A 13,414-nucleotide genomic window follows, 5' to 3' on the forward strand; every position below is an offset into this window, starting at 1 on the left:
TGTTTTCATTTAAAATCCGAAAGAAACATTCACGCCCATCGAGCGTACGGACGGTAAAGCACCGCCTTCCAGTCCCTGCCAGTTGGAAATGGAATTGGTAACCGCGGTAGGGTCTACGTGCCTGGAATTTGATTTGATTAACCAGAGATTCCTCCCCGTGAGCGCCACCCGCACTTTGCTGAATGGCGTTTTGGAAATCCATTCCGAAGGCAGGCTGTAACCCAGGCTGAGCTCGCGCAGGTAGATGTAACTGGCATCGATCACATCTATGGAATTGATATTATAACCGCCGTTCCCGTTGCTGCTGAAATGGTCGCGCGCATCAATGGTCACGTCGTTGGGCGTGCCGTCCTGCTTCACGCCCTCGGCAATGATACCGTCTTCCCGAATGCTTCCGACAGCCGTTTCTTCGAGGATACCCGTCTCACGACCAAACATTTGCGTCGTCGAAAAGAAGCTGCCACCCTTTTGAAAATCTACGAGTGCCGAGAGGTTGAAGCCTTTGTAGCGGAAAGCATTGATCACCCCACCGGTAAACGACGGCAGCACCGAGCCTAGCACCTTCTGCTCTTCGGAGCGCAGGTATACCCCGTCCTCGTTCACGACCTTTTGCCCTTTTTCATTATACACAAAATCATAACCCACAATGGAGCCGAACGACTCGCCTTCCCGCGCTTCGAGTTGCACTGCAAACGACGCATTAGCCAATACCATCGTTTTCTGGTCGGTGGTAAGCCTTACGATCTTGTTGTTATTCTTCGCCCAGTTGAGCGTAATGTCCCATTTGAAGTTCTCCGTCGAAACCGGCGACGCATTGAGGCTCAATTCAATGCCCTTGTTTTCAAGCAGACCTGCATTTACGTATTTGTAAGTGGCGCCCGTAGCAGCCGAACGGCTCAGCGGGATGATCTGGTTACGGGTACGACGGTTGTAGTACGACAAGTTGAGTCCTAACCGGCTGTTCAGCACTTTCAGTTCGGTACCCAATTCGTATTCCGAGGTAATTTCCGGTTTCAGGTCCGGGTTAGGTAATGTATTAGGCACCGCCACGCGCGAATCCGTACCGAATGGCTGGTAGAGCAGGTATGCGAGCGTCACGTTGTACGGATCGGTGTCGTTCCCCACCTGCGCGAGTGCCGCGCGGAGTTTCAGGAAATTCAGCCAGCTGGCATCGATGAGACTGGATGCGATCCACGACACCGAACCCGAGGGATAGAAATACGAGTTATTTTTCACTGGCAACGCCGACGACCAGTCGTTCCGGGCGCCGAGGTCGAGGAAAAGTAAATCCTTGTATCCCAATGAAGAGCTGGCAAATACCGAGTTAATGCGCTTTTTGGTTTTCAAATCGGTGATGTCCGGCCGTCCCATTGAGGCTTCCAGACTGAACACATTCGAGCTCAGGCCATCCACCGTCTTCGAAATGAGTGTCGAGCCGGTGCGCGTCATCCGGTTCATACCCACGTTCGCATTCCAGGAAAAGTCCTTGGTAAACGATCGATTATAGGACAATAACCCTTGAAAATTGTTCTCCAGATGCCCATACTTGTTCAGCCAATATTGCGACGTATATTGCGAGCCAATGGCCACCCGCTCTTCCTGTGTTTCAAAATAGGTATCCGTCATGTATTTGACCTCCGCGGTGAGTCCCTGCGTCAGCTGGTAACTGGCGGAAAGGTTGCCGAAGACGCGCGTCCGGCCGTCGGTTTCGTAGTTTTTGTGCCTTACCCAATACGGATTATTCGAATACCGCGGCGTGGGGTTGAACCACGAGGAGCGGTTCCAGGTAAGTTGCGTGCCGTCGGGCAGTTGGTACTCCTTCATTTTGTCGAAATCCACCTGCCGCTGGCCCCATTGTGTAAACTGCACCATCACATTCGATCCGTCGTCGCCGTAACCCGTCCCCGGCCTGCCCTTGGCCGAATGCGTTACAAAATTGGCCGCGCCCGAAATGGTCAGGTTTTTGATGGCCTGGTAGCTGGCGTTGATGCTCGCATTATGGCGTACCAGTCTGGAATTGGGCAGGATAAATTTCTGGTCGAAGTTAGAATAGGAAATACGGTACGAGCCTTTGTCGGTGGCGCCATCAAGGGAAACATTGTGGTTAAATGTGCCGCCTGTTTCGAAAAAGCTCCGGATATTGTTAGGCTGCGCTTCCCAGGGCACCACTTTACCAAAATCGGGATTACCGCGGTCCTTATCCCAGCTCCAGTAGGGCCGGTAAAGCTGCCCTTCGAACTTCGGCCCCCAGGATTCGTCCGTCGCATATTGCGCCAGCAGGTCATAGGAACCGAGGCCGTCATTGTCATTGTACGTCCCCTGGCGACCATCCGGAAATGCCTCGGGGTGTTCGTCGTAATAGACCCTGTTAAACTCGAAACCGCCGCCGTACCTGTTCTGATAGCGGGGCAGCTTGTACACTTTATCAATATTATAGCCAAATGAATACGAAAGGTTCGGCTTCTGCGACTTACCGCCCTTTTTGGTGGTAATCACAATCACCCCGTTCGATCCCCGGCTGCCGTACAAAGCCGTAGCCGCCGCACCTTTCAGCACCGTCACATTGTCGACGTCGTTCGGGTTGAGGTCCTGGATGGAGTTACCGAAATCGTAGCCGCCCGCACCGCGCTGTTGATCGAGCGAATTGGTGTTCCGGTTTTCCATCGGCATACCGTCGACGACAAATAGCGGGTTACTATTACCGTAAATTGAATTGATCCCCCGGATATTGATTTTCGCCGAGCCGCCCATCGAGCCCGTGTTACCCGCTACCTGCACACCCGCGAGCTTGCCTGAAAGCGAATGCACGAGGTTGGCCTCCCGCACATTGCTCAGCTCTCCCCCATCGATTTTCTGCGCACCGAAGCCAAGCGATTTCTCCTCACGCCGGATGCCCAATGCGGTTACCACCACTTCGCCGAGCTGCCGCGTGTCTTCTGCCAATGCAATATCCAGTTTCGAACGGCTGCCCACTTTGACTTCCTGCGTTTGAAACCCGATATAACTGAAAACCAGAACCGTAGTATCACCGACAACTTTAATGGAATACGCGCCGCTTCCATCCGTCTGCGTGCCGGTATTCGCGTTTCTGACCTTGATATTAACCCCCGCCAGCACGGTGCCGTCGTCTTGGGCGGTCACCGAGCCGGTCACCGCCCTTTCCTGTGCGATCGCATGCATTGCCGGTAGCAAAAGCATGCACCATAGTGAATAGCTATTTTTCATGGTATATGTGAATTGGTAAAAATACACGCGGGTTGCCTGCGGGAGGGACGCGGCAAAAGGGTGAAGCCATGCTGCGAGCACAATGCTCCTTCGCACCGGCTGTACGACCGGTGTAAAAAATGAATGCGTTAAGTTTTAACGAAACAGGCTAACCTGCTCTGCGACGATCTTCCAGCCTTCGGGCCGGCGCTGCCAGACGCGGGTAAAGAATCCCCCAACGGTTTTACCGTCTTTCGCAGCTTTGGCTGTACCGAAACAATAAGCGAGGTCGCCTGCCTGGGAAATGCCCTGTCCTGACCTGATAAATTGGTATGATTGAATTTGCTGCTGCGCTAATGTCCCGAGCGCCTCCGCCTTGGTTTTGCCGAATGGCCGGTCGCTTCTGAGTAATACAACTTCATCGGCCAAAAACTGCTTATAGGCCTTATCTGCGTCCTTTCCGGCTGCTACTGAAAATGCGTCCTCGGCTTTCCAGGGCTGTGGATTTTCGTCCTTCACCTGGCCGACGGGCGGAATGTAGCGGTAGGCCGTATTGCTTTGTGGCTCGGGATCGCGCGTGAATGCCTCGGTAGCATTGCCGGAATGGATTACACCGCCATCCAGCATGACTTTGAACTGCCCGGCCGCATTCTTTTTCCAAACCGAAAAGAAGTACCCGGAACCAACCGCGCCCTGTGTCCGATCCGCTAAAAACTGGAATGGCCCGGAAGTAAAACCCATGTCGCCGCCCTGGGAAATGTGGCCGATCAGCGGGTACCATTTCAAAAGATCTTTTCCGCCCTTGGGCGCTTTGCCGTACTCCGCAATGCCGTTCACAGCACCCTCGCCGTTGAATATAACGCCCGCACTATCCAGATACGCCAGAAAGGCGGTAGGCACATCCGTTTCCTCCGCCTTCGCAGCAAATGCTTTTTCTTCCCGGATCAGCAAATTCAGATCGGGATCGATCTGCTGTGACTGTACTGCATATACGCAAACCGAAACCAGTATTGCACAGAGACGCAGGCCACGGTAAAAATACCGGGCACGATAATGCGGAATAGGTACAGGTCGGAGCATGCGGAACGATCTAGTCAGGAGTTATAATGCAATAATACAGCATCTTACGGAATAGTAAAAGCAGTAAACAGCCTTATCGACGAACGACTTCAAGTATCGTCCAAATGCATTTATTGAATAAAATAGACGCATTAGTACTGCATTGCGCCGTTCGTCTGTTGTGATTAGTTTTTGAATAAATAATCCCGCCCCCGGGATAAGGGAACGGGATCGTATTTAAAATACTTGAAAACGATCAGAACTCGATCTGGGCGCGGATTTCCCCGCCCGGACGGATCACATTATGGATGTTGAAATAGTAGAGCCCGTTAAGCAACTCCGCTTCCTTTATTTTCACGCCGTCCACCAGCACCGAGTTGGAATACTCACCGGATAAGTCTCGGGGGAAGTTCGCAAAAAAGTCATGCTGAATGGGTGCATTAGCGCCACGGGGCGCTATTCCGTGAATATGCGAACCGGTAGGCGTGGAAACCAGATCCTTCCATTTGATAAAATAGCTCAGCAATTTCGTCGACTTGTTATACATCACGTCAACGGTTCCCGTCGCGCTGGTAGGAACGCCCGGTACCTGCTGCGACCCTTCGAGCGGTAAGCCTTTGGCAACGACAATATGCGGCTGGTCGTAAAACTCGATCTGACCGCGTATCTCCCCGCCCGGGTTGGCCATCGTGTGGATATTGAAGTAATAGAGCCCGTTAAGCAGGTCGTTTTCATTAATTTTCGTTCCGTCCGCCAATACTGAAGCCGAGTAGGAACCCGTCGGTGTTTGGGGAACAGACGAGAAGAAATCGAATTGGATACCTGCATTGGTTCCCCGCGCCGCAGTCCCGTGTATGTGCGCGCCCGTAGGAACACCCGTCAGGTTCGCCCAGTTGAGCGTAAAGGTCAGCATGTGCGTGGTTTTGTTATACGAAACATCGGCCCAGCCGCTTGCCGGGGTCTTCTTCGCCGCCGTCTCCTGCGAACCGCTCAATGGCAAGCCGTTCTGCCTGAGAACATCCTGAGGGGTATCGTGGTCGTCGCATGCTGCAAACAGCGCGACGAGCAGCCATACCAGTCCAAATTTGCATAGAACTTTCTTCATCTGGTTTTGTTGGGTTGAGTTGAAAGATTTGTATAAACAATTCTTTTAAAATTACAACTAAATACCCACAGTTCCGGGAAATACGGATCAATAAAACGTTAAGAAATAAATTGTTTGCGCAGCCCCCCAAAGGATTGATGTAAAAGGCATTATCTGCTGTTCAGCCTACCGGAACGGCTTAGCCAAAGCATTGACAAAACGATCGGGAAGCAGTAGGTAACCCAGAAGAAGCGGCCATCCGTATGCGCGGCAAAAAGCGTATACAACCAGAGGGAATATCCTCCCGCCACGCCCGCCCAAAGGGGCAGATCGTCCTTCCAGGCATTTTTTACGGCTCCCGTAAACCTGATCAGATAATAGCCGCACAAAATTCCGGGTATGCCGAAACTCAGGATCGAACTGACGTAAGTCTGCAACCGGCTCAAATTATCTCCGATGCGCCAGGAATTAGGGTGCCAATACAGCACCGGTGTATGGCCGTGGCCGTTGGGGACATATTTTTTCACAAGGCCCCATGTCACCAAATAAAGCAATAGCCCGGCCGCGGCGGTAAAAAACCATCGGTTATTCTTCCGGGTAAACGCATAGGCTGCTGCCACGGGTACCAGTACGACCACCCCTTCTTTCGCGGTTGTTCCTAAAATCACGGCAAGCAGGAAAAGCAGGTAGTTTTCCTTGTAAACCGCGTATGTGCCGACGAATATCATGAGCAAAACGCCGGAATCGACGTATCCTATCGTGCTGTAATAAAACGTCGGGAAAGAAAGCACGAAAATGTATAGGCCCAACCACACAAATCTGCTGTCGAGATTGAAATGGTTCAGCAGTTTATAAAGAAACCAGATCGCTGTGAGCAGAAAGATGATATTGATGACATTAATGGATGTCATCGGATCAAACGGAAGCAGCGACGCCACGGCGGTTACCAGCAAGCGTTCGTTAAAGGGGGCCTGTAATGAAACAGAAACCGGCTCGCCCCGGAAAAATTCCACATTCCCGATATAGAAAGCAACGTCTGCGAGGGACCGCTTCACCAGCAGGCCATTCCGGTTGAAACGTACTGCGACTACCAGCAAAAAACAGACAAGCAAGGTAACTGGACTTCTCCAGAAGTTTGACGACATTCGGATGTATTTAAACTAAAAAACAGCAAGTAACCAATTTCGAAATTACTCAAATTCACAGAAAAACAGCCGCTATTGCTTTTCCTCTACTTTTCAGCACGTTGGTCTATATAATTTTTTCCGTTGCGATCTTTTCCATTCATTTACCTCATCATTTAAAACACGCCTATGGAAACGCCCTTTATGGAAAAGCAAATCCGGTTTCCGCTCTCGAACCGTACCGTTACCGTCAAATATGCGCTGGTACATGCCTGCTACTGGCTGCTGGTGACGGGCTTTTTCCTCTACGAAAAGCGTTATCTGATTTACAAGGCCAGTCTTAATTTTTTCGCGATCTGCGTGGTTGCCCGCGTGGTGCTTCTTATCGTGATCGCTTACCTGAATCTGCATTATTTTTTACCCAAATACCTTTTGCGGAAAAAGTATGGCCGGTATTTCGGGCTCGTGCTGTTGTCGATCCTCATTTACCTGATCATCCAATCTTTTTTCGACTATTACCTGTACGGTTATGTGATCGGGCCGATGCGGAACAGCAATGTCGTGGAGGCGCTTTCCTATAATTTTTTCAGCACGCTCTGGTACCTCGCGCTGATGGTAGCACTGAAACTGAGCATCGACTGGTACGAGCAGCAGCGTATCCTGCAAAAGATCGTCGTCGAAAAGCTGAATGCAGAGGTTAATTTCCTCCGTTCGCAGGTGAACCCGCATTTCCTTTTCAACATCCTCAACAACCTCTATGCATTGACTTTGAAGAAATCGGACCTGGCGCCGGAAGTGGTGCTGAAATTGTCCGAAATGATGGAATACATGCTCTACGACAGTGACGATAGTACGGTTTCGCTCGACAAGGAGATCAGCTATTTGCATAACTATATCGAACTCGAAAGGATCCGCTACGATAATAACCCGGACATTTCGCTGGAAGTGGCCGGTAACCCCGACGGCAAGGAAATAGCGCCGCTCCTGCTGTTGCCGCTGCTCGAAAATGCGTTCAAACACGGTGTGAGCCGCAAAACGGATAAGGGCTGGCTGCATGGAAAGATTCGTGTGGGGCCATCGGCGCTGGAAGTTACGATTGAAAACAGCAAAGCAAATGCCGCTTCGAATGCGGCCACCAACGATAGCAGAGGCGGCATTGGCCTGGCCAACCTGCGCAAGCGACTGGAACTGCTTTATCCGTCGCGCCACAGTCTGCGGATCGATGATCAGCAGGAACATTTCAGTGTTTTTATGGAAATCAATTTTGCCAACGCATAATCCGGACCGGTCATGAAAAAATTCATTTGGCTTCCTTTTTTAGTGCTCGCAAGTTGGGCTGCATCGGGTTGGAACAAACCCGGGCACGTTGTCTCGCCTGAACCCGAAATATTCGTCGCCGCCACGCCCTGCGACGCTGTTCCGAGGCATTTGCTCGCCATCCCGACCGACCTCGATTGTGAAATGATCAAATGGCGTCTCACGCTCCGCCGCGATCCGCGCAACCTTGGCCGCGACGATTTCAAACTGCAATATACCTACGGCATGACCAGGCCCGGTACGCAGGGTTTTATGAACGACGGTTTCAGCAAAGAGATTTCGGGAAAATGGGTCATTTCCAAAAACACGGGCAAATTACCGGGCAAGCAGGTTTTCACATTGCAACCGGCTACTTCCCAATATCCGATCGTCCTTTTGCAGATGAGCGACCGCATGCTGCATTTGCTCGACACGCAGGGAAATCTGATGATCGGCAATGCGGGTTTCAGTTATACTTTCAACAAACAGAATGCGAATCTGTAACAACCGTCTGTTAGCCATGAAAACACTTTTGTTTATCGCCGCCTGCTTCCTGGCTTTGCAAAATGCGGCCGCTCAATCGGCCCGGCCGGCCAATATCCCTTCCAAGACCACCACCCGCCAGCCCATAGCCGAAGGTGCGAATGTGTGGGGGGTATTTCACGGGCGCGTACCCTGTAAAACGATGGCCGAGGTCATGCGCATTCCCATTCACGACAATTGCGAAAAACTGAAATGGGGTTTCACATTCTTCCAGGACCCTCAAACCCAGAAACCGACGACCTACGCATGGGATGGCTCGCTTTTCCGTGATAAACCGCGGACGGGCAAATGGGCACTCGTGAAAGGCACCGCCGACGATCCCGATGCCACGGTGATCCAGCTCGATCCCGACCAGCCCGAAAAATCGATCTTTCTGCTGAAAGGCGACGAAAATGTATTATTTATACTCGACGGTTCGAAAAAACTGATGGTGGGCGGCGAATACCTGAGCTATACATTCAACCGGGTTTCCAACGGGAACAGCAACTGATTTCGCCCGACAAAAAACACGACGTATGCTGCAATGCGTGATCATCGATGACGAGCCTCTCGCGAGGGAAATTCTGGAAGAATATCTGCAAAAATCGGGGGTGACCGGTGCCGCCCAGTTCAGCAACGCCCGTGACGCGCTCGCATACCTGAGTACACACGAGCCCGACGTGCTGTTTCTGGACATCGAAATGCCGGAAATGAACGGCATCGACTTCCTGAAATCGCTCCCGCAGCCCCCTGTGACCGTCTTCACCACCGCCTACCGCGACTATGCATTTGAAGGTTACGAGCTCGGTGTGATCGATTTTCTGCTCAAACCGATTTCTTTCGAACGCTTCCGGCACGCCCTCGAAAAAGTGCGCGACTTCCTGCAACTCAAAGAACAGAATACCAAACTCGAAGAGAACCTTTCGGAAGAAAAACCCGACTTCATTTTCGTCAAAAGCGGCGTCCAGCGCGTCCGTCTCGCCTTCGACGACATTTCGCACATCCAGGGCCTGAAAGACTACGCCATCATCCACACCGGCGCCGGCAAAGTCGTCATCAAAGGCTCCGTGAAAGCCATGCTGGACATTTTCCCGCCGGCACGCTTCCTGCGCGTGCACAAATCATTCATCGTGGCCATCGACAAAATCAGGCACATTGAACGAAACCGGATCATCTGGGGGAGTTACCAGATCCCGATCGGGAGGAGTTATAAGGAGGAGGTGATGCGGGTGGTGGGCTGATTTTACCGCTTGATTTTTCAGCCAGGCTCTTTGGACATATTGCGTTGATTACGGTAAGTATCCAAAGCCTCAAAGCGGCGCTGATGAATCCTGTTCGTTCCTTGAAAACAGAATAGGTTTACGGGGTCCGGCCTAGCGGGGCCTGAGCACATTGACCAATTGCAATGCATCCTTATCCTGCGCGTTGAGGGCCAGCACCTTCCGCGCATACCGCAATGCGCCGTCGCGGTTGTCCATCCGGTAATAGGCCGATGCAATGCGGCCCAGCACGGAAATGTTGGAAGAATCAACGGGTAGGCGAGACCGAAGCGAAACCACTTCCTGCACAAGCGCGCGCACCGGGGTGAGGTTCATGCCGGATGTATTGTTGCTGATTGCATAATCGAGGTATGGTATTGCTTTTTCCGGCTCGTCCATTTTGAGGAATAATACAAAAAGATACCGGGCTGATTCGAAAGACGGCGCAATGCTGAATGCCTTTTGAAAACTGAACAATGCACTACGCTCATCGCCTAGCTGGCCGCTGAGCATGGCCGATTTGGAATACAATGCGGCATCCGCGGGCTGCTCCAAAATCAGGGCCTCTACAATCTCCCGTGCTTCGCGGTAGTTTTGTCCCTCGACGTAGTGGTTATAAGCCTGATCCATCGCATTTTCCCACGAAATACGCCGGTATGCCAGGTCAAATGCGACGCGTTCCTCGAAGGTTTCTGTTTTTAAGGAATCCCGATCCAGAGCGGTATTGAACGGCCAGCTGTTTTTCAAATTGGCCACCTTGTAAACTCCTGCCAGCGAATCGATGGCCGGTACCGGCATTTCTTTTCTGAGCCGGGTAAAAGACATTTCTACGCCAGGCACAGGATTGATGAATTTCGCCTTTTTTAATACTTCATAAAAGGCATCCGACAGCAATGCATAACCTTTCAGATCGGGATGGACGTGTTCCAGGATAAGTTCTTTTCCGATGATTCCATTCGGAGATGCAGCTTCAAAAACTTGCTTTGCATCCACCAAATGCGTGTTCGAATGCGTACTGGCAAGCTGCCGAATGATTTCATTGAATTCTTCCGGCGCCCGGAAACGCAAACCATCGAGGTCCCGCGCTTTTGAAAAATATTTACGCGCAGCCTCCGCCTGACCGCGCGCGGATTCAAGCTGGCCCAGGTAATAGTTGCAAAGTGCATGTTCCTGATAATTTTCAGCAGCCTTTTTGAAATAACGGTAGGCCTGTGCGCTATCCGTTTTTTGTAAAAAATCCAGTGCCTTTTGATAATCCCGTGAAAACCCCGGGAAACGCTTACTATCAACCGGAAAACTGACAAAAGGTTTAAGATCGGCCTCGTTACTGACAAGGTTGCTGACAAAAACCGGCACATGATGCGCCGCAAAAATATCGAGCACCTCGCCCATATTCGCCCTGAACTGCGCAACGCCTCGCTTATACAACTCCGACCGGTAAGGGATCTGCTGCTCGGCGACCATGCGCTGCATGCGCGTGCCATCGTTTTCGGTTTGATGAGAAGCCGCTAATGCTACCACTTTTTGGTACAAATCAGTCGCAAACTGCAAAATTTTGAGTGAACGCAACCGCAATACCACATTCACCAATGCAGGGCTACCACCAAATCGTTCGGTAGAACCGACGCCCATTGCGCCATAATACTCGTTGTGCCCGGTGTAAATCAACACCGCATCCGGCTGGTAATCGACCAGCTCACGCGCGAAGCCGAGTACCGTGTAGGAGTTCACGGCCGTAAGGGCAAGGTTGACGACCTCGAAATGCTGGTCGGGAAACGTGTGGGTCAGCCGGTATTGCAGCCAGCGATGGAACGAACCGTTGTGAAAATAGGGATAACCAATGGTCGTCGATTCGCCCAAAACGAAAATGCGACGGGTACCGGGAGCCTTTACTTTGAGAAAAGGCTCCACGTTACCGGTCGTCGCATTCTTCTGGTTGATGAAGTATCGTTTGGACGCGTCAGGGTTTAGGAATAGGTAGTTTTTGTTTTGGGGGTACTCAATAAAAAGGCTGAGGTCGTAACCGTAATGAAAAAACCGGAGACTGCATTCAAGCAACACGATCAATAGCAACGGCAATGCGATGCTGATCAGCCTGAACAGCCAGATCCGCTTTCCACTCATGGTTGCCGCCGACGGCACATATGTCTGTATGTCTCTCATGTATTCACACCTACTCACACCTACCCAGGGCTACCCACGCCTACCCAGGGCTGAAGCCCTGGGTTATACCTCGTACCGGCTTTTGCCACAGCCTGGCCTCATCGCTGCGCCTGCGGTCCCAAGGCTAAAGCCTTGGGTTGTGGGTGGCCCTAGTACCCCTCATTCTGCTGCCATTTCGGATTCCTCGCCATCTCGTTCACCGGTATCGGCGCGAGGTACTTCTGCGCGAAGTTGGTATTGGCCGGGATGGGGTTCTCTTCCGAACTGCGCTCCGCTACAATCTTCGGCAAAAGCTGCAACCTCACAATATCGAACCAGCGTACCCCAAACTCTCCCGCGAACTCGTACGCACGCTCGTACACGACCGAATCGCGGAAAGCCGTGGCCGAAAGTCCGGGTGTGAGGTTGGGCAAGCCGGCCCGCTTCCGCACCTCGTTGATCGCCGCATAGCTGGCCGCCGTTGGCCCGCCACCCGACATCGCCGACGCCTCCGCATAAGCCAGCAGCACGAGCGGATAGCGGATAATGTCATAAACCTTGTTCGTACTCGGGTTGATCGAATTAATGGCAGTCTCCGTTTCCGAAACACCGTCACCATTCAATCCGGCGCGGAATTTCTTGTAGTAAGGATGCCGCGCATGCGTTTCGGGCGAGTCCCACGACACCAGTTTGAACGTCTTGCCATCCGGCTGACGTAGTTTCAAAGTAGTGTAGAAGGTATCGTCGGTACGCTTGCATTTCGGAGCTTTTTTGTAAAAATTGATTTCCGGATAATAATCGTCCCAGCCACTCGAACCATTGGTGGCCACTTCGTCCAGAGGCACGCACGAGGAGCCCGCGCTGCGCAATGGCAAGCCACCATTCACATTGTATTGCAACCCGAAAATCGATTCAGGGCCATTATTGGTCGTAAAAACCTGCGCATAAGGCGTACCCAGATTGAACTGCCCCGATTTGATCACCGCGTCGGCTTCCGAAGCTGCCTGGGCGTAATTGCTGGTTTGGTTCAACGGCCAGCCGGTCATGGTCAGGTACACGTCGGCGAGGAGCGAACGGGCAGCCATTTGATCGGCTTTGCCGGGCGCACCGTCGAATTTGACGGGTAACAACTCTTTCGCTTTCTGCAAATCGGCGATAATTGCTTCGTATACTTTCTCGATCGGGTCGCGGTCGGGACGGTCGTCGACGTCGATCGGCGTCAGGATCACGGGTACCGGCCCGAACGTACGCACCAGGTAATAATAGCCCAATGCGCGCAGGAAGTAAGCCTGGCCAGCCGATTGATTCTTTTCTTCTTCGGTCGAATTCACTTTGGCATAATTCGCAATCACATTGTTGGCCTGGTAAATGCCCTGCCACGGGCCCTGCCATTGCGCCACCATGCTTCCGTTACCACTACCGCCGCTAAGCCGGTCGAAAAGGCGGAAATCCTCTTTGTTCAAACCCGGGTCGGTCGTGAAGTCATCGGAGCCGAAATACGAAGTGCTCCGGTTGGTAAAACCCCAGGCGCCGTCGCGGGCAAACTGGATGTAAATCGCCGACACCGCGCCGTCCAAATCCGACTGCGTTTTGAAATAGGTACCGGGCGTCAGGTTGGCCTTGGGGTCCTCAGTCAGGTTCTGGCAGCCCGAGAATGCCATTGCACCCAACAGAATCGATAGTATTGAATATTTGATTTTCATAATGCTCTTTTTAAATGCGTG

The 13,414-nt window shown here is 52.1% G+C and carries 10 protein-coding genes; 4 read left to right on the forward strand and 6 right to left on the reverse strand.

Annotation, left to right across the window (positions count from 1 at the left end; genetic code table 11):
• Window positions 1-9 precede the first annotated feature (9 nt).
• The 4 genes from BMW93_RS00185 to BMW93_RS00200 all read right to left on the reverse strand — a co-directional run bounded on the left by BMW93_RS00185 (window position 10) and on the right by BMW93_RS00200 (window position 6,492).
• Window positions 10-3,225, reverse strand: coding sequence for a SusC/RagA family TonB-linked outer membrane protein (locus BMW93_RS00185; RefSeq protein ID WP_143061550.1), 3,216 nt, complete (start codon window positions 3,223-3,225; stop codon window positions 10-12).
• 135 nt (window positions 3,226-3,360) lie between these two features.
• On the reverse strand, window positions 3,361-4,284 hold the full coding sequence (locus tag BMW93_RS00190) for a nuclear transport factor 2 family protein (protein ID WP_090373183.1): 924 nt from the start codon (window positions 4,282-4,284) through the stop codon (window positions 3,361-3,363).
• 235 nt (window positions 4,285-4,519) lie between these two features.
• Window positions 4,520-5,368, reverse strand: coding sequence for a CHRD domain-containing protein (locus BMW93_RS00195; protein ID WP_090373184.1), 849 nt, complete (start codon window positions 5,366-5,368; stop codon window positions 4,520-4,522).
• A gap of 149 nt (window positions 5,369-5,517) precedes the next feature.
• Window positions 5,518-6,492 carry a hypothetical protein gene (locus BMW93_RS00200; protein WP_143061551.1) on the reverse strand — a complete coding sequence of 325 codons (975 nt, stop codon included), beginning with the start codon at window positions 6,490-6,492 and terminating at the stop codon, window positions 5,518-5,520.
• Window positions 6,493-6,660: 168 nt separating this feature from the next.
• Here BMW93_RS00200 and BMW93_RS00205 point away from each other — a divergent pair, with 168 nt between their 5' ends.
• The 4 genes from BMW93_RS00205 to BMW93_RS00220 are packed head-to-tail and all read left to right on the forward strand — an operon-like array spanning window position 6,661 to window position 9,530.
• Window positions 6,661-7,749 (forward strand): sensor histidine kinase, encoded by a 1,089-nt coding sequence (locus tag BMW93_RS00205; protein ID WP_090373186.1) that lies wholly within the window; start codon window positions 6,661-6,663, stop codon window positions 7,747-7,749.
• Window positions 7,750-7,761: 12 nt separating this feature from the next.
• Window positions 7,762-8,271 (forward strand): hypothetical protein, encoded by a 510-nt coding sequence (locus tag BMW93_RS00210; protein ID WP_090373187.1) that lies wholly within the window; start codon window positions 7,762-7,764, stop codon window positions 8,269-8,271.
• 16 nt (window positions 8,272-8,287) lie between these two features.
• Window positions 8,288-8,800: a hypothetical protein gene (locus BMW93_RS00215; protein ID WP_090373188.1), complete on the forward strand. Its 513-nt coding sequence runs from the start codon at window positions 8,288-8,290 to the stop codon at window positions 8,798-8,800.
• A 25-nt stretch (window positions 8,801-8,825) separates the two neighbouring features.
• Window positions 8,826-9,530, forward strand: a complete 705-nt coding sequence (locus BMW93_RS00220) for a LytTR family DNA-binding domain-containing protein (RefSeq protein ID WP_090373189.1) — start codon at window positions 8,826-8,828, stop codon at window positions 9,528-9,530.
• A 132-nt stretch (window positions 9,531-9,662) separates the two neighbouring features.
• Here the strand turns inward: BMW93_RS00220 and BMW93_RS00225 are convergent, their stop codons facing one another.
• Window positions 9,663-11,711, reverse strand: coding sequence for a GDSL-type esterase/lipase family protein (locus tag BMW93_RS00225; protein WP_229240106.1), 2,049 nt, complete (start codon window positions 11,709-11,711; stop codon window positions 9,663-9,665).
• Between the two features lie 149 nt (window positions 11,712-11,860).
• A complete protein-coding gene (locus BMW93_RS00230) occupies window positions 11,861-13,393 on the reverse strand; it encodes a RagB/SusD family nutrient uptake outer membrane protein (protein WP_090373190.1) in 1,533 nt (510 codons plus the stop codon).
• Window positions 13,394-13,414 lie beyond the last annotated feature (21 nt).

It is taken from the genome of Dyadobacter sp. SG02 (assembly GCF_900109045.1).
Taxonomy (GTDB): domain Bacteria; phylum Bacteroidota; class Bacteroidia; order Cytophagales; family Spirosomataceae; genus Dyadobacter.

Coding starts and splice junctions, on each gene's coding strand:
- BMW93_RS00185 (WP_143061550.1), bottom strand. CDS start 3,225: ATGAAAAATAGCTATTCACTATGGTGCATGCTTTTGCTACCGGCAATG.
- BMW93_RS00190 (WP_090373183.1), bottom strand. CDS start 4,284: ATGCTCCGACCTGTACCTATTCCGCATTATCGTGCCCGGTATTTTTAC.
- BMW93_RS00195 (WP_090373184.1), bottom strand. CDS start 5,368: ATGAAGAAAGTTCTATGCAAATTTGGACTGGTATGGCTGCTCGTCGCG.
- BMW93_RS00200 (WP_143061551.1), bottom strand. CDS start 6,492: ATGTCGTCAAACTTCTGGAGAAGTCCAGTTACCTTGCTTGTCTGTTTT.
- BMW93_RS00205 (WP_090373186.1), top strand. CDS start 6,661: ATGGAAACGCCCTTTATGGAAAAGCAAATCCGGTTTCCGCTCTCGAAC.
- BMW93_RS00210 (WP_090373187.1), top strand. CDS start 7,762: ATGAAAAAATTCATTTGGCTTCCTTTTTTAGTGCTCGCAAGTTGGGCT.
- BMW93_RS00215 (WP_090373188.1), top strand. CDS start 8,288: ATGAAAACACTTTTGTTTATCGCCGCCTGCTTCCTGGCTTTGCAAAAT.
- BMW93_RS00220 (WP_090373189.1), top strand. CDS start 8,826: ATGCTGCAATGCGTGATCATCGATGACGAGCCTCTCGCGAGGGAAATT.
- BMW93_RS00225 (WP_229240106.1), bottom strand. CDS start 11,711: ATGAGAGACATACAGACATATGTGCCGTCGGCGGCAACCATGAGTGGA.
- BMW93_RS00230 (WP_090373190.1), bottom strand. CDS start 13,393: ATGAAAATCAAATATTCAATACTATCGATTCTGTTGGGTGCAATGGCA.